Origin of the sequence: Actinacidiphila sp. bgisy160 (assembly GCF_965342435.1) — a bacterium.
Lineage (GTDB): Bacteria > Actinomycetota > Actinomycetes > Streptomycetales > Streptomycetaceae > Actinacidiphila.
The window spans coordinates 1-15,666 of sequence record NZ_CBDRCM010000036.1 but is presented as its reverse complement, the minus strand read 5'-3'; the positions used below and the strand labels follow the sequence as shown (position 1 = coordinate 15,666).

Genomic DNA, 15,666 nt, shown 5'->3' with positions numbered 1-15,666 from the left:
TCGCCTCTTGTTCGGCGAACCGGGACACGGCGCCGTTGGGCAGGTGGGTTCCCAGCCGCCGGACGGTTTCGGTGTCGTCGGGCGGCGGAGGCGGGAGGACCGGGCCACCGCCGAAGGTCCGCCACGGCGGCGGTGGTGGAAGGTGCTCGGCCAGGGAGAACTCGGTGGGGGCCGGTCCAGTGCCCCGGTATATCCACCAGCGGGGCAGTGGGCCGTCCCCGGGTAATGCCGCGCTGTCGCTAGACCGTGTCATGAGTCTGTTTCTCCTCCCAACCGTCCCTGACCGATGGCGAAGAGTCCGTCGCTGCCACAGGTAGCCGATAGGGGTCGTCCCAGAGCAGGGCGACATGACGACCGACCACGGGCGCACCTTCAGAATCGCCGTCTCTCGATGTGATGCGCAAGGACTTCACCAGGGCCGGCAGCCGCCGGGGATCCCCGTCGTCCAGCACCGCGCGGATCGCCGCGCGGAACTCGGGACCGGTTCGCCCCCTTCTGTCCCACAGCACCACGGGTATCCCGGCCCTCAGGGCTTCTCCCAGCTCGTCGGGGGTGTGGCGGGACTCCTCCCCCGCGGTGGAACCGCTCCCCGGAGCGGAACTCAGCACCGCGACGGCAGGGGGTGGGTCGGACAACAGGTGGGGCAGGCCGTCATCGGCGAACCAGTGGGCACGCCCCGCCCGTCCCTCCGCGAACGCGTCCCAGCGCCTCCCCCAGCGGCCGTGCAGGTCGCGCCTGTCGAGCCGTTCCAGGCTGCGGATGACGACAGGATGGTCCTCGCCCAGCACGGCGCCGATCCCCCGGAACGACGACTTCTCCCATCGCTCCACGGGAAGGTGCAGGAGGTCCCAGGGAAGCACGAACTCGATGGCGAGTTCTCCTTTGAGGAAGTAGGCCCAGTCGCTCTCGGCCTGGTGGATCAGGGTCCTCACCTCCCGCTCCAGGTCTTGGAGGGCGATGCGCCGGTCCTCGCCGCGGACTTGGCCACCGGGGTGCACCCGGCGCCAGTAGGAGAGGATCGTCATGCCCTCCGTCTCGCCGTCGAGCAAGGGCCGAAGCCTGATGATGAGGTAGTCCGACGGCCTCCACACGCCGGTCTCGGTCTGCGAACTCCGGTACGCCGGCTCCGCCGGCCCGGCATCGTCCGGCACCGTGGGGTGCGGGTCATGCGCGTCGGCCCACTCCATGAGGGCCAACTGCCGTTCGCCTTCGGCCGCGAAGGCGAGTCGCCGCAGGAGCTGGAGACACGGCAGCGGCTGGCCGTTCCGGGCGTTGAGCGTCGATGCGTGGAGGAAGACCGCCCAAGGTTCGGTGCAGTGGACCGGCGCGGAGAATCTCCCCTGCTCCCGCAGGAAGTCTGCGTACCGCCTGCCGAGGTCCGGCACCCTGAGTCCGTCGAGGAGCCGGAAGAGCTCCTCCCACTCCTCGACGGCGAAGAGATCGACCTCCCAGGCGGCAAGGGCGATCTTGAGGTTCAGTACCGCGACCGTACTGCCCTCCCACACTTCCAGGGTCTGGACCATCGAGGTCAGTCCCCCGGGCGTCCGGGACACGCCCTCCATCAACCGCACCAACTGGGCGCGCTGCCCTCCGCCGAGTGCGGCCGGTTCCGGGTTGAACCTGTTCACCAGACGCCGGAAGGTCATCGGATCTTCCAGGCAGGTCAATTGCTGCACCGCGTCGACGAGGTACCTGGGAAGTTCGCGGCGGACGCTGTTCGCGAGGGACCCCGGATCGATCATGCATCGCCCCCCGAACCACCTTCGCCACGCCGGCAGATGCGGTCAAGGATGCCCACTGCTCGCACAACTGACACCGCATCACCGCCGAGCTGCGACACGGCGGTGCGCAACGCGGCGCAGCCGTCCCGGTGATCCGCGCACGCCTGGACGACGGAGAGGAGCTGCTGGCGTGGCCAGGGGTGGTCCCGGATGTTGCGACGAACCACCGGGGGAAGGGCTTCCCGCAGCATGCGCCCGGAGTCGTGGGCGATCTGGGGCACCTCCAGGAGCGCGTCAGCGAGTTCGTACAACTCCTCGGTGGTGGGGGAAGCGGTGGTCCGGGGCGCTGCGACACGGAGTGCGGCGCCGAGTGGAGGCCAGAGCCGGACGGCGGCCTCCGTCGGCAGCATCCAGGCGATCCTGGACGCGCGATCGGTGTAGGCGGCAGTGACGATGCCGATGACGCGGCCTCGCAGTGGATCCCACACGGCCGCACCGCTGAAGCCCCGTGTGACGGCGGCGCCCGTGGCACGGAGTCCGTCGAGTTGTACCCAGTCGGGGCAGGGGCCGCCGGTACCTGCCAGCCGTGCTGTGGCGATCAGGCCCGCCGACGCGCCGTCCGGGTAGCCGATCACCGCGACACGGCGGTCCTGCGGGGAACCGCACGCCATCAGGGGCAGGGGACCGCACCCCCCGGGAAGACGTGGGTGTCCCGCGTCGAGGGTGAGCACGGCGAAGTCGGCTCGGTCGGCGCAGGACGCACCCGCCGGCGCGTGAACGAGGTCGGGAACCTCGGACCACGCGCCCGGCACCGGACGCGCATGAGCCGACCATCCGCGCCCGGGGAGGTCTACGACGAGCGACCCCTTCGAGGCCTCGGCCATCGCGTCCGCGACGACATGCGCGCAGGTGAGGACATGTGTGCCCATTCCACCGAGGGACACCAGAATCCCGGCTCCCCACAACGCGCCGTCCCGGGACTGCACCCTCACCTGGCCACGTTCCGGTCCCACGGTGATCAGGAAGCCGGGTTCCGCCACACCACTACGACTTTCAGATGTCCCTCCCCCTCCGTGTGCGCGATGACCGCACCCGCCTTGGCATTGAACCGGACGCCGAACTCCAGGGTTATCTCCTCCGGCGGCCGGGGCAGGGTGATCAGCCGGTCCAACGCGGTCTGGGCCACCGAGCGCACGCGGTCGAAACCCGCCTCCAGCGAGCCGGTCGCCCGGGCGATGGTGTCTCCCCGCCGCGAGACCGAGACGATTCCGGGCTCGTCGTCCGCGATCTCGACCACCGCTTCACCGCCGTCCGCGGTGCGGAAACTGATCAACTGCACGGTCGCCTCCCCCTAGCGAGTACCGGATACAGGCACGTGTGCTCCATACCCATACGGACCCGCCACGGAGCATGACGTGGACGACTGATCGCTCGTGCGTCCCGGAGAGCCGGTCCCTCCGGCTCGGCCCCGGTCGAACGGAAGCCGCGCGTACGACTGCCGTCACCTGCGCCGTACCATCCGACTACCGGTGGAACCCCTGCCCGAGGTCCGCTGCGGCCCAGCCCCCGGTCCCCCGGCGAGCCGGCGTCACTCCGCCCCGCCCGCGCCCTCCGCCGCGTCGCGCAGGGCGTCCAGGACCGGGCGGAGCAGGGGGTGGTCCTCGGCGCCGCGGCGGACGGCGGCGAAGACGCGGCGGGTGGCGACGACGTCGTCGACGGGGCGGACGGCGACACCGGACAGGTCCATGTCGCGCAACGCGCTGCGCGGGACGAGGGCCACGCCCGCGCCCGCCGCCGCGAGGGCGACGACCGCGCGGAAGTCGTCGGAGGAGTGCTCAAGGCGCGGCTGGAACCCGGCGTACTCGCAGGAGAGGACCACCACGTCGTGGCAGGGGTTGCCGGGGTAGGGGCCGATCCAGGTCTCGCCGGCGAGGCCGGCGATCCGGACGGTGCCGGTCCCGGCATCGGCGAGGGGGTGGCCCGCCGGGAGGACGGCGTCGAAGGGCTCGGCGTACAGGGGGACGCGGGAGAGCCGCTGGTCGTCGGCGCGAGGGGCGCCGCGGTACTCGACGGCGACGGCGATCTCGGCGCGGCCGTCGAGCACCATGGGCAGCGACTCGTCGCCTTCGGCATCCCGGACCCGGACCCGGATGCCCGGGGCGGTGCCGCCGAGCGCGGCGATGGCCGGGGCGAGCACGAGCGCGATGCCCGTGGCGAAGGAGGCCACGGTCACCTCGCCGGCGGCGCCGGAGGTGTAGGCGGCCAGCTCGGCCTCGGCGCGTTCGAGCTGGGCGAGGACGGTGTTGGCGTGGGCGAGCAGGATCTCACCGACGGGGGTGAGCTGGACGCCGCGGCCGCCGCGCTCCAGCAGCCGGTGGCCGGTCTCGTTCTCCAGGGCCGCGAGTTGCTGGGAGACCGCGGAGGGGGTCAGATACAGCGCGGCGGCCGCGGCGGTCACCGTACGGTGGTCCGCCACGGCCCGCAGGGTCCGCAGCCGTCGTGCGTCAATCACCCATTCATCCTGCCAGGGCATCGCGCGCGGCGATGAACGCGTCCACCGCCTTCTCGACGTCCGCGGTGGAGTGCGCGGCCGACAGCTGGACCCGGATGCGGGCCTTGCCGTGCGGCACGACGGGGTACGAGAAGCCGATGACGTAGACGCCGCGCTCCAGCAGCAGCTCCGCCATGCGGCCCGCCTTCGCCGCGTCGCCGATCATGACCGGGGCGATGGGGTGCTCGCCGGGCAGGATCTCGAAGCCGGCCTCGGTCATCCGGGAGCGGAAGAGGGCGGTGTTCTCCGCGAGGCGGGTGCGCAGGTCCTCGGAGTCCTCGATCAGGTCGAGGACCTTGAGGGAGGCGGCGGCGATGACCGGCGCGAGGGAGTTGGAGAACAGGTACGGGCGCGAGCGCTGGCGCAGCAGCGCGACGATCTCCGCGCGGGCCGCGACGTAGCCGCCGGAGGCGCCGCCGAGGGCCTTGCCGAGGGTGCCGGTGATGATGTCGACCCGGTCCATCACGCCGTGCAGGGCGTGGGTGCCGCGGCCGCCGGGGCCGGTGAAGCCGACGGCGTGGGAGTCGTCGACCATGACCATGGCGTCGTAGCGGTCGGCGAGGTCGCAGATCTCGTCCAGCGGGGCGATGTAGCCGTCCATGGAGAAGACACCGTCGGTGACGACGAGGCGGCGGCGGGCGTCGGACGCCTCCTTCAGGCGCGCCTCGAGCTCGGCCATGTCGCGGTTGGCGTAGCGCAGGCGGCGGGCCTTGGACAGCCGGATGCCGTCGATGATGCTGGCGTGGTTGAGCGCGTCGGAGATGACGGCGTCGTTCTCGTCCAGGAGGGTCTCGAAGACGCCGCCGTTGGCGTCGAAGCAGGAGCTGTAGAGGATCGTGTCCTCGGTGCCGAGGAAGGCGGAAAGGCGCGCCTCGAGCTCCTTGTGGACCTCCTGGGTGCCGCAGATGAAGCGGACGGACGCCATGCCGTAGCCCCAGCGGTCCAGGGCCTCCTTGGCGGCGGCGGTGACCTCGGGGTGGTCGGCGAGACCGAGGTAGTTGTTGGCGCAGAAGTTCAGCACGTCGCCGGGGGCGCCGCCGCCGGTGACCGAGACGGAGGCGTTCTGCGGGGTGCCGATCACGCGCTCGGGCTTGAAGAGCCCGGCCTCGCGGATCTCGTCGAGGGTGCCGCGCAGGTCGTCGCGGACGGAGTCGAACATCGGGGTTCTCCCTGGAAAGCTGCGGGTGCGGGTGGGTCGTGCCTCGGGGCCGGCCCGGACGGCTCAGGAGGTCCAGTCGAGGACGATCTTGCCGCAGCGGCCGCTCGCGGCCTCGTCGAAGGCGGCGTCGAAGTCGCGGTAGGAGTAGCGGCCGGTGACCACGGGGGCGATGTCGAGGCCGCCTTCCAGCAGCACGGACATGGCGTACCAGGTCTCGTACATCTCGCGTCCGTAGATGCCCTTGATGGTGATCATCGACGTGACGATCTTCGCCCAGTCGACCGAGTAGTCCTGCGAGGGCAGGCCGAGCATCGCGATGCGGCCGCCGTTGGTCATGTTGGCGATCATGTCGCGCATGGCCTCGGGGCGGCCGGACATCTCCAGGCCGATGTCGAAGCCCTCGCGCAGGCCGAGCTCGCGCTGCCCTTCGGCGATGGTGGTCTCGGCGACGTTGAGCGCGAGGCTGACGCCGACCTTGCGGGCGAGCTGCAGGCGGTACTCGCTGACGTCGGTGATGACGACGTTGCGCGCGCCGGCGTGCTTGGCGACGGCGGCGGCCATGATGCCGATCGGGCCGGCGCCGGTGATCAGCACGTCCTCACCGACCAGGGGGAAGGACAGCGCGGTGTGGACGGCGTTGCCGAACGGGTCGAAGATCGCCGCTATGTCGAGGTCGACGGGAACCCGGTGCACCCACACGTTGGAGGCGGGCAGCGCCACGTACTCGGCGAAGGCGCCGTCGCGGCCGACTCCGAGGCCGATCGTGTTGCGGCACAGGTGGCGGCGGCCGGCCAGGCAGTTGCGGCACTTGCCGCAGACGAGGTGGCCCTCGCCGCTGACGAGGTCGCCGGTCTTGATCTCGGCGACGTCGGCGCCGACGGCGGCGACCTCGCCGACGAACTCGTGACCGAGCACGAGCGGGGTGTTCACGGCCTGCTGGGCCCAGCCGTCCCAGGCACGGATGTGCAGGTCGGTGCCGCAGATGCCGGTCCGCAGCACCTTGATGAGGACGTCCCCGGGTCCGATCTCCGGCTCCGGGACGTCCCGCAGCCACAGGCCGGGCTCGGCCTTCTCCTTCACCAGTGCCTTCACTCTTGCGACTCCTGCCGGCAGACGAGGTGGCCCGGCCCGCGCGGGGGGACGCGGACCGGGCACAGGGGGAGCCCGGGCGGAGCGGCGGCGCCCGTCGGCGCCGGCTCGCGCGATGCGCCGGGCACACAGCAATCTGCCCGGCTTCGGGCGTTCAGTCCATCGATCTTTTCTTAAGCTCGGCAACAGCGCAGCTTCACGCTCGGCCGGAAGGGTGGCGCCGGCCGCTCCGGGCCGGGGCGCCGGGGCTCAGCGCGGGGCGAGCGCGGCCAGCTGAGCGGTGATGGTGTCGGTGTCCTGGAAGGTCAGGCCGATGCGGGCGACGTGCTTCCAGCGCACGATGCCCTCGGCGTCCACGATGAAGACCGAGCGCTTCAGGCCGAGGCCCGGCATGGTGATGCCGTAGGCCTTCGCCACCGTGCGCTGGGTGTCGGCGAGCAGCGGGAAGCGCAGGTCGCGCTTGCGGGCGAAGTGCTCGTGGCTGTCGAGGTCGCTGAAGTTGATGCCCCACACCGTCGCCCCGAGGTCGCGGAAGCGGTCGAGGTCGGAGGTGTAGGAGCAGAGCTGCCTGGTGCACACGGCCGAGTCGTCCCCGGGGTAGAAGGCGAGCACGACGGGGGCGCCGCGGTGCGCGGACAGGGAGTACTCGCCGCGCTCGGCGCCCGATCCGGTGAGCAGGACTCCCGGGAGGTTGAAGTCGGGGGCGGGGGTGCCGGTCTCGGGCACGGGCATGGCGGGGTCCTCTCGCAGGGGTGTCGTGGAGCGCGTCGCGCGTGACGATACAGAACGTTCGTTCTTGTCGGGACGCTACGCGGTGCCGTCCGCTACCGTCAAGGACATGAGTGCCCCACCCGCCGTTCCCCTGGTCACGATCGCCGCCGCGGACGCGCCGCCGCGTGACCGCATCCTGGCCACCGCGGCCCGGCTGTTCTACGCCGAGGGGATCCACGCCGTGGGCATGGACCGGATCGTCACGGAGGCGTCCACGACGAGGGCGACGCTCTACCGGCACTTCCTGGGCAAGGAGCAGCTCGTCCTGAGCTACATCCGGGCCACCGACGAGCAGATCCGCAGCTTCACCACGGCCGCGCTGGAGGGTCTTGGCGCACGGGAGGCGCTGGCCGCGGTGGCCGGCGCGCTCGGCGACCAGCTGTGCTCGCCGGGCTTCCGCGGCTGCCCGTTCCTGAACGCGGCCGCGGAGTACCCGGACCCGGCCGACCCCGTCTCGCGCGCGATCGTGGCCCACCGGGACTGGCTGCGGGGGCTGGTCGCCCGGCTGCTCGCGCAGGCGGGCGCCCCCGAGCCCGCCGAGGACGCGGCGACGCTGATGATGCTGCGCGACGGTGCCGTGATGACCGCCGCGCTGGGTGACGCGGACGCGGTGCGGGCCTCCCTGGCGCGGGCGGTTCGCCGTGTGCTGACCGACGCCGGTGTGGGCTGAGCCTGCCGGCACGACGCGCGGGTTGGTGGTCCGCCCCGGCCCGCTGCTCCCGGCCGCGTATACCCGGCGGCCCGCGACCGGTGAGGCCGGCCGCGTCGCACGGGCGCGCGTGGCGCCCCGCTCCCGCCAAACGAGCGGGGGGCGACGAGCCGTCCTGGCGAACGGCCTCGAGCCCCTCCGGCAGCCGGTGTCGGCGCCGACCGCCCGGACAGGGGCGCCGCGCGAAGGCATGCGGACCGCGGGTGGCGCAGGCACGACGCGCGTGACTGCTCCGGCCCACCGCCCCCGGCCCGTACGAGCCGCGCGGCAAAGGCCCGCCTGATGGCGGCCCGCCGGTACAACGGCGGACCGCGCCCCGGATCAGCCCGGCGCGTACCCGGCCGCCGGGCGGACGGCGGCGGACCAGGGCGTGCGGGATGGAGTGCGCGGCCGGGCAGCGGCGGTCGCGCCGTGTCGCAGCGCGCTCGCGGCTGCCGAACGGCGGGTGGGAATCAGCCGGCGTGGGTGGAGAACAGACCGCCGGTGGGGCCCTGCTTGTCACCGCCCTGGGCCTTCTTGAGGGCATTGGCCAGGCCCTCGATGGTCATGGACTGCAGGATGACGCGGCCGTCGCCCTCCAGGGTCGCCAGCGACAGCCCCTCACCGCCGAAGACGGCGTTCATGATCCCCTGCCGGTTGAGCCCGCCGATGCGCTGCACGCCGTAGCGGACGCCGTCCTCGAAGGCGACGATGCAGCCGGTGTCGACCTCGATGCGGCCGCCGAAGTCGGCGGGGTTGAGGTCGATGAAGTTGCCCGCGCCCGCGATGATCACCGTGCCGCGGCCGGTGAACTTCTCCAGGACGAACCCCTCGCCGCCGCTGGTGCCGGTGCGGCCGCCCTGAAAGGCGATGCCGAAGTCGACGGTCGACTCGGCGGCCACGAAGGCGTCCTTCTCCGCGTACCAGGCGCGCGACCCGTCCAGTTCCAGGGCGCGCATCTCGCCGGGCAGGACGCCCGCGAAGCCGACGGTGCCCTCGCCGCCGCTCGCGGTGAAGTACTGGAAGGCGATGCTCTCGCCCGCCAGCATCCGCTGGCCGACCTGCATGGCCGTGCCCATCGCCTGACGGAGCATGCCGCCCATGCCGCCGCTCCCCGCACCGTCCTGGGCCTGGCGCTGGGCGCCGGGGCCGGCCAGCCGGGTGTCCATGCTCACGTTCGCGGTCTTGAACAGGAACTTCCCCGCCTCGCAGTAGACGGTCTGGCCGGGCTGGAGGGTGCACACCGCCATCTGCATGGCGTTGCCGACGATCTGCTGCTTGAGGGTCACTGCGGTGCTCCGGGTGGTCTCGGGATGCTCTCGTTCAGACGGATGTACCCGACAACGAACGACCCGGACGATTCGGTTCCGCCTGGTCCTCCGGCCGCGCCGCGGGGGCGGGCGGCCGGCCGCCGGCGTCGAGGAAGCGGGCGAGCGGCAAGGTGGCGGCGCCGACGGTGACCGCGTCCGTCCCGAGCCGGCCCAGCTCGATGGAGGTCTGGGCGCAGGGGTGGCGCAGCGCGTACGCGGCGGTGGCCTCGCGGACGGCGGGCAGCAGCCGGGGGCCGATCATCAGGCCGGTCCAGCCGGACAGCACGATGCGCTCGGGGTTGAAGAGGTTGACGAGGTCGGCGATGCCGGCGCCGAGGTACTCGGCGGTCTCGTCGAGCAGGGCGACGGCGGCGGCGTCACCGGCCTCGGCGGCGTCGAGGAGGGCGGCGATCGCGGCCTCCTCGCTCACCCCCGTGGGCGCGTCCCAGCGTTCGATGAGCGCCTCGGCGCCCACGTAGGCCTCCAGGCAGCCACGGGCGCCGCAGCGGCAGCGCCGTCCGCCGACCTGGAGGGTGGTGTGGCCCCACTCCCCCGCGCTGCTGCTGGCACCGCGGTACGGCTTGCCGTCGGCGACGACGCAGGCGCCGACCCCGGAGCCGAGCAGGGCGATCACGGCGTTGCGGGCGCCGCGGCCGGCGCCGAACCACATCTCGGCCTGGCCGAGGGTCTTGGCGCCGTTGTCGATGTGGAGCGGCAGCGCGGTGCCCTCGGCGAGCAGCACGCCGAGGGGGACGGCGTCCCAGCCGATGGTCTGGCCGTGGACGACCGCGCCGGCGCCGCCGGCGCCCTGCTCGACGATGCCGGGGACGCCGACGCCGACGCCCAGCACGAGGGCGGGGTCCACGCGGGTGTCCTCCAGGACGACGGCGAGGCCGTCGAGGATCAGCTGGACGACGAGGGCGACGTCGTGGCCGCTGTCGGCCAGCGGGCGGTCGGTGGAGGAGAGCTCGGTCAGGGCGAGGTCGAAGAGAGTGACCCGGACGCGGGTCTCGCCGACGTCGACGCCGATGAGGAAGCCGTGACGGGGGGCGACCTTGAGCATGACGCGGGGGCGGCCGCCGTCGGACTCGACGGAGCCGGCCTCCTCGACGACGCCGTCGGCGATGAGCTCGGCCACGACGTTGCTGATGGAACCTGTGCTCAGTCCGGTGTCCCTCGCCAACTCCTGACGGCTGAGGGGTCCTTCGAAGTACAGGTGGCGCAAGAGCGCCGAACGGTTGCCCCGCCGCAGGTCGCGTACGGTCCGCTTGCCTCGGTCTGCCATGGTGCTCCCTCCGCGGCTGAATCTATCGCTGCGCCAAGTCTTGACGCCAGGTTTTCTCAGACGTTAAATCACGCCTTGAATTAAGGCGTGACGTACTTCACTTCCCGAAGGCACCCACCCCTGGAGAGGGATCCCCGGTCATGCACATCACCCGTACCACGGCCGCCGTGACGCTCGCGGCCGCGCTCATCGCCTCCGCCACCGCGTGCGGCGGCGGCTCCTCGACCGACGGCAGCGGAAACGGCAGCCCCAAGGAGCTCACCTACTGGGCCAGCAACCAGGGCGCCAGCCTCGAGGCGGACAAGGCGACCCTGACGCCCGAGCTCAAGAAGTTCGAGAAGCAGACCGGGATCAAGGTCAAGCTCGAGGTCATCCCGTGGTCCGACCTCCTCAACCGGATCCTCGCCGCGGCCACCTCCGGCCAGGGCCCCGACGTCCTCAACATCGGCAACACCTGGTCCGCGTCCCTCCAGGCCACCGGCGCGCTCCGCCCCTTCGACGCCAAGGCGTTCGACGCCATCGGCGGCAAGGACCGCTTCGTCTCCTCCGCCCTGGGCGCGACCGGCGCCGAGGGCAAGGACCCGGCCGCGGTGCCGCTGTACTCCCTGGCGTACGGCCTGTACTACAACAAGAAGATGTTCGCCGACGCGGGCATAGCCAACCCGCCCGCCACCTGGGACGAGCTCGTCGCCGACGGCAAGAAGCTCACCAAGGGCGGCAAGTACGGCCTCGCCGTCGAGGGCGGCAACCTCTCCGAGAACGTCCACCACGCCTTCGTCTTCGGCAAGCAGCACGGCGCCGACTTCTTCGACGCCTCCGGCAAGCCGACCTTCACCACGCCCGAGGCCGTCGCGGCCGTCAAGCAGTACATCGACTTCATCGCCAAGGACAAGATCGCGGCCCCCGGCAACGCCGAGTACGCCGCCAACCAGTCGGTCGCCGACTTCGCCACCGGCAAGGCCGCCATGCTGCTGTGGCAGGCCGCCGGCTCCTCCCTGAAGTCCCACGGCATGAAGCCCGAGGACTACGGCGTCGCCCAGGTGCCGTTCCAGAGCGCGGGCGCCACCGGCGAGACCGCCGTGAACTCGATGGTCGCGGGCATCAACCTGGCCGTCTTCAAGAAGAGCGACAACGTCGACGGCGCGCTGAAGTTCGTGAAGTTCATGACCAGCGACGACGAGCAGAAGATCCTCAACGGCGCCTACGGCTCGCTCCCGCCGGTCAAGGCCGCCCAGTCCGACCCGGCCTTCGCCACCCCGGACCTGAAGGTCCTCGCGGACGCGCTCGCGGGCAGCGCGGCGCCGCTCCCGCAGGTCGCCAACGAGAGCCAGTTCGAGACCGCCGTCGGCACCGCGATGAAGGACCTGTTCGCCGACGCCGCCGCCGGCAAGCCGGTCACCACCGAGAGCGTCAAGGCCGCCCTCGAAAAGGCCCAGCAGCAGATGCCGGCCTCGTGAGCGTGAAGGAACCGATGACCGCCACCGTGCCGCCCGTCCGGCACAGCTCCAAGACGCCTTCCCCTGGCGGCCGGCCGGCCGCCGGGGGAAGGGCCCCGCTGTCGCGGCTGCGCCTGCCGGCGCGGCTGCGGCGCGCGTCGCTCCCGTACGTCCTGCTGCTGCCGGCGCTCGCGCTGGAACTGCTCATCCACCTGGTGCCGATGGTCGTCGGCGTCGTGATGAGCTTCAAGGAGCTCACCCAGTTCTTCATCAGCGACTGGTCGGCCGCCCCCTGGAAGGGCCTGGACAACTACCGCGTCGCGGTGGACTTCAACGCGCCCGTCGGCGAGGACCTGCTCAAGTCCTTCCTCGTCACCTGCGAGTTCACCGTCCTGGCGGTCGGGCTGTCCTGGCTGTTCGGCACCGCCGCCGCGATCCTCATGCAGGACGCCTTCCGCGGCCGCGGGCTGCTGCGCGCGGTCTTCCTGGTGCCGTACGCGCTGCCGGTCTACGCGGCGGTGATCACCTGGTCGTTCATGTTCCAGCGGGACACCGGCATGATCAACCACGTCCTCCACGACCAGCTGCACCTCACCGACGGCCGGCCCTTCTGGCTGATCGGCGACAACAGCTTCTTCGCGCTGGTGACGGTGTCGGTGTGGCGGCAGTGGCCGTTCGCCTTCCTGTGCCTGATGGCCGGCCTGCAGAACATCCCGCGCGAGCTGTACGAGGCGGCGGCGATGGACGGCGCCGGGATCTGGCAGCAGATCCGCGCGATCACCCTGCCGTCGCTGCGCCCGGTCAACCAGGTGCTGGTGCTGGTGCTGTTCCTGTGGACGTTCAACGACTTCAACACGCCCTATGTGCTGTTCGGGCGGGCCGCGCCGGACGCCGCGGACCTGATCTCGATCCACATCTACCAGTCGTCCTTCGTGACCTGGAACTTCGGCTCCGGCTCGGCGATGTCCGTGCTCCTGCTGCTGTTCCTGCTCGTCGTGACGGTGCTCTACCTGCTCGCGACCTCCCTGAGGAGGAAGGATGCCTGACGTCCGCAGCCCCATGGCCGCGCCGCGCTCCTTCGTGTGGACCCGGCGGATCGTGCTGACCGTGCTGACGGCCTTCGCGCTGGCGCCGGTGTTCGTCATGGTCGTCTCCTCGCTGAAGCCGCTGCAGGACGTGCAGGGCCCGTTCCGCTGGTTCCCCAGCGGCTTCACCCTGCGCCCGTACGCGGACATCTGGCACACCGTGCCACTCGCCCGGTACTTCGTGAACTCGCTGCTCGTGGCGGGCGGGGCGACCCTGTGCTCGGTCGCGGTGGCGGTCTTCGCGGCGTACGCGGTCAGCCGCTACGACTTCAAGGGGCGCCGCTTCTTCTCGGTGACGATCCTGTCCACCCAGATGTTCCCCGGCATCCTCTTCCTGCTGCCGCTCTTCCTGATCTTCGTGAACCTCGGGAACGCAACGGGCATCGCCCTGTACGGCAGCCGCGGCGGCCTGATCCTGACCTACCTCACCTTCTCGCTCCCCTTCTCCATCTGGATGCTGGCGGGCTACTTCGACTCCATCCCCCGGGACCTGGACGAGGCCGCCATGGTCGACGGCTGCGGGCCGCTGGGCGCGCTGTTCCGGGTGGTCGTCCCGGCCGCCGTGCCCGGCATCGTCGCGGTGTGCGTGTACGCCTTCATGACGGCCTGGGGCGAGGTGCTGTTCGCCTCCGTCATGACCAACGACACCAGCCGCACGCTCGCCGTCGGCCTGCAGGGCTACGCCACGCAGACCGACGTGTACTGGAACCAGGTCATGGCCGCCTCGCTCGTGGTCAGCGTGCCCGTCGTCGCCGGGTTCCTGCTCCTGCAGCGCTACCTCGTCGCCGGGCTGACCGCCGGCGCCGTCAAGTGAGCCCCACAGCCCCTCAGAGTCCCCCGAACGAAAGGCAGTCCGTGACCCTCGACCTCAGCGCCCTCCCCGACGGATTCGTGTGGGGCGCCGCGACGGCCGCGTACCAGATCGAAGGAGCCGTGGCCGAGGACGGCCGCGCGCCCTCCATCTGGGACACCTTCTCCCGCACGCCGGGGAAGGTCGCGAACGGCGACACCGGTGACGTCGCCTGCGACCACTACCACCGCGTGCCGGAGGACATCGGCCTGATGCGCCGGCTCGGCCTGGACGCCTACCGCTTCTCCCTCGCCTGGCCCCGCGTGTTGCCGCAGGGCGGCGGGCCGGTCAACCCCGCGGGCCTGGCCTTCTACGACCGCCTGGTCGACGCCCTGCTGGAGGCGGGCATCACCCCCTTCCCCACCCTGTACCACTGGGACCTGCCGCAGGCCCAGCAGGACCGCGGCGGCTGGCCGGAGCGGGAGACCGCGCTGCGCTTCGCCGAGTACGCGTCCGTGGTGGCCGAACGGCTGGGCGACCGGGTGACCCACTGGGCGACGCTCAACGAGCCCCTGTGCTCGGCCTGGATCGGCCATCTGCAGGGCGTGATGGCCCCCGGCCTCACCGACATCACGGCCGCCGTACGCGCCTCGTACCACCTGCACCTGGGTCACGGCCTGGCGGTTCAGGCGCTGCGCGCCGCGGTCCCGCACGCCCGGGTCGGCATCGTCAACAACCTCAGCCCCTGCGAGCCGGCCTCCGACCGGCCCGAGGACGTCGCCGCGGCGCTGCGCGCCGACGGCCACACCAACCGCTGGTGGCTGGACCCGATCCACGGCCGCGGCTACCCCGAGGACATGCTGGAGCTGTACGGGGTCGAACTGCCCGTCCAGGCGGGTGACATGGAGACCATCGCAGCCCCGCTGGACTGGCTGGGCCTGAACTACTACTTCCGTGACATCGTCGCCGACGACCCGTCGGGGCCGGTCCCCCACACCCGCGCCGTGCGCGTCCCCGACGTCCGCCGCACCGCGATGGACTGGGAGGTGCACGCCGACGGCCTGGAGCGGCTGCTGCTGCGGCTGACCGAGGAGTACGGCGCCCGCAAGATCTACGTCACCGAGAACGGCTCGGCGTACGAGGACCGCGTCGGCCCCGACGGCCAGGTCCACGACCCCGAGCGCACCGCCTACCTGGAGGAGCACCTGGCGGCCTGCGCCCGCGCCGTGCGCGGCGGTGCCCCGCTCGCCGGCTACTTCGCCTGGTCGCTGCTGGACAACTTCGAGTGGGCGTACGGCTACGACAAGCGCTTCGGCCTCGTCCACGTCGACTACGAGACCCAGCGCCGGACCGTGAAGGGCAGCGGGCGCCGCTACGCCGAGATCATCACCGCCCACCGGAGCCGCGCCCGCAGCGCGGCCTGACCTCCCCCGCCATCCCGTCTCCACCCCCCACACAGGAGATCCGCGATGCCACACCACCCCCACATCGGACGCCTGATCGCCGTGCTCGCGGCGGTCGCGGCGGCCTTCGCCGGGTTATTGCTCGCCGGACCCGGGGCGGCCGCCGCCGCCAACCAGCAGTGGAAGCCCGTGCTCCAGGCGGACGGTTCGTACGTCCTCACGGCCCGGCACAGCGGCAGGTGCCTGGACGTCGCGTCCGCTTCGGCGGCCGACGGCGCCCTGCTGCAGCAGTACACCTGCAACGGCACCGCGGCCCAGTCCTTCCGGCTGACGCCGTCGGGCTGACCGGCTCAGGGGGGGGGGGGGGGGGGGGGGGGG

Annotated in this window: 15 protein-coding genes; 6 read left to right on the top strand and 9 right to left on the bottom strand. The window is 71.9% G+C overall.

The genetic code is table 11. The features are described 5' to 3' along the window. Positions 1-239 precede the first annotated feature (239 nt). The 7 genes from ACRWNP_RS25055 to ACRWNP_RS25025 all read right to left on the bottom strand — a co-directional run bounded on the left by ACRWNP_RS25055 (position 240) and on the right by ACRWNP_RS25025 (position 7,252). Entirely contained in the window at positions 240-1,742 is a 1,503-nt protein-coding gene (locus ACRWNP_RS25055) for an effector-associated domain 2-containing protein (RefSeq protein ID WP_431965019.1), read from the bottom strand. Then, the gene (locus ACRWNP_RS25050; protein ID WP_431965132.1) at positions 1,739-2,707 is read right to left on the bottom strand and encodes an effector-associated domain 2-containing protein; all 969 of its coding nucleotides are present in this window, start codon (positions 2,705-2,707) and stop codon (positions 1,739-1,741) included. The genes ACRWNP_RS25055 and ACRWNP_RS25050 overlap by 4 nt, the downstream gene beginning before the upstream one ends. A 32-nt stretch (positions 2,708-2,739) precedes the next feature. Next, entirely contained in the window at positions 2,740-3,060 is a 321-nt protein-coding gene (locus tag ACRWNP_RS25045; protein ID WP_431965017.1) for a CU044_2847 family protein, read from the bottom strand. A 249-nt stretch (positions 3,061-3,309) separates the two neighbouring features. Continuing rightward, a complete protein-coding gene (locus ACRWNP_RS25040) occupies positions 3,310-4,233 on the bottom strand; it encodes a LysR family transcriptional regulator (protein ID WP_431965015.1) in 924 nt (307 codons plus the stop codon). A 4-nt stretch (positions 4,234-4,237) separates the two neighbouring features. Further along, on the bottom strand, positions 4,238-5,431 hold the full coding sequence (locus ACRWNP_RS25035) for a glycine C-acetyltransferase (RefSeq protein ID WP_431965013.1): 1,194 nt from the start codon (positions 5,429-5,431) through the stop codon (positions 4,238-4,240). Positions 5,432-5,494: 63 nt separating this feature from the next. After that, entirely contained in the window at positions 5,495-6,523 is a 1,029-nt protein-coding gene (gene tdh, locus ACRWNP_RS25030) for an L-threonine 3-dehydrogenase (protein WP_431965011.1), read from the bottom strand. 246 nt (positions 6,524-6,769) lie between these two features. Continuing rightward, complete coding sequence (locus ACRWNP_RS25025) at positions 6,770-7,252, bottom strand: peroxiredoxin (protein WP_431965009.1); 483 nt, start codon at positions 7,250-7,252, stop codon at positions 6,770-6,772. 106 nt (positions 7,253-7,358) lie between these two features. Here ACRWNP_RS25025 and ACRWNP_RS25020 point away from each other — a divergent pair, with 106 nt between their 5' ends. After that, positions 7,359-7,961 (top strand): TetR/AcrR family transcriptional regulator, encoded by a 603-nt coding sequence (locus ACRWNP_RS25020; protein WP_431965008.1) that lies wholly within the window; start codon positions 7,359-7,361, stop codon positions 7,959-7,961. A 491-nt stretch (positions 7,962-8,452) separates the two neighbouring features. Here the strand turns inward: ACRWNP_RS25020 and ACRWNP_RS25015 are convergent, their stop codons facing one another. Next, positions 8,453-9,268, bottom strand: coding sequence for an AIM24 family protein (locus ACRWNP_RS25015; protein ID WP_431965006.1), 816 nt, complete (start codon positions 9,266-9,268; stop codon positions 8,453-8,455). 34 nt (positions 9,269-9,302) lie between these two features. Continuing rightward, positions 9,303-10,574, bottom strand: coding sequence for an ROK family protein (locus ACRWNP_RS25010; protein ID WP_431965004.1), 1,272 nt, complete (start codon positions 10,572-10,574; stop codon positions 9,303-9,305). 140 nt (positions 10,575-10,714) lie between these two features. On the opposite strand from ACRWNP_RS25010, the gene ACRWNP_RS25005 reads away from it, so the two are divergent. The 5 genes from ACRWNP_RS25005 to ACRWNP_RS24985 are packed head-to-tail and all read left to right on the top strand — an operon-like array spanning position 10,715 to position 15,633. Then, entirely contained in the window at positions 10,715-12,031 is a 1,317-nt protein-coding gene (locus tag ACRWNP_RS25005; protein WP_431965002.1) for an ABC transporter substrate-binding protein, read from the top strand. Positions 12,032-12,045: 14 nt separating this feature from the next. Next, positions 12,046-13,056: a carbohydrate ABC transporter permease gene (locus tag ACRWNP_RS25000; protein WP_431965000.1), complete on the top strand. Its 1,011-nt coding sequence runs from the start codon at positions 12,046-12,048 to the stop codon at positions 13,054-13,056. Then, positions 13,049-13,909, top strand: a complete 861-nt coding sequence (locus tag ACRWNP_RS24995) for a carbohydrate ABC transporter permease (RefSeq protein WP_431964998.1) — start codon at positions 13,049-13,051, stop codon at positions 13,907-13,909. The genes ACRWNP_RS25000 and ACRWNP_RS24995 overlap by 8 nt, the downstream gene beginning before the upstream one ends. A 41-nt stretch (positions 13,910-13,950) precedes the next feature. Next, complete coding sequence (locus tag ACRWNP_RS24990; protein ID WP_431964996.1) at positions 13,951-15,309, top strand: GH1 family beta-glucosidase; 1,359 nt, start codon at positions 13,951-13,953, stop codon at positions 15,307-15,309. A 45-nt stretch (positions 15,310-15,354) separates the two neighbouring features. Further along, positions 15,355-15,633: an RICIN domain-containing protein gene (locus ACRWNP_RS24985; RefSeq protein WP_431964994.1), complete on the top strand. Its 279-nt coding sequence runs from the start codon at positions 15,355-15,357 to the stop codon at positions 15,631-15,633. Positions 15,634-15,666: the final 33 nt, after the last annotated feature.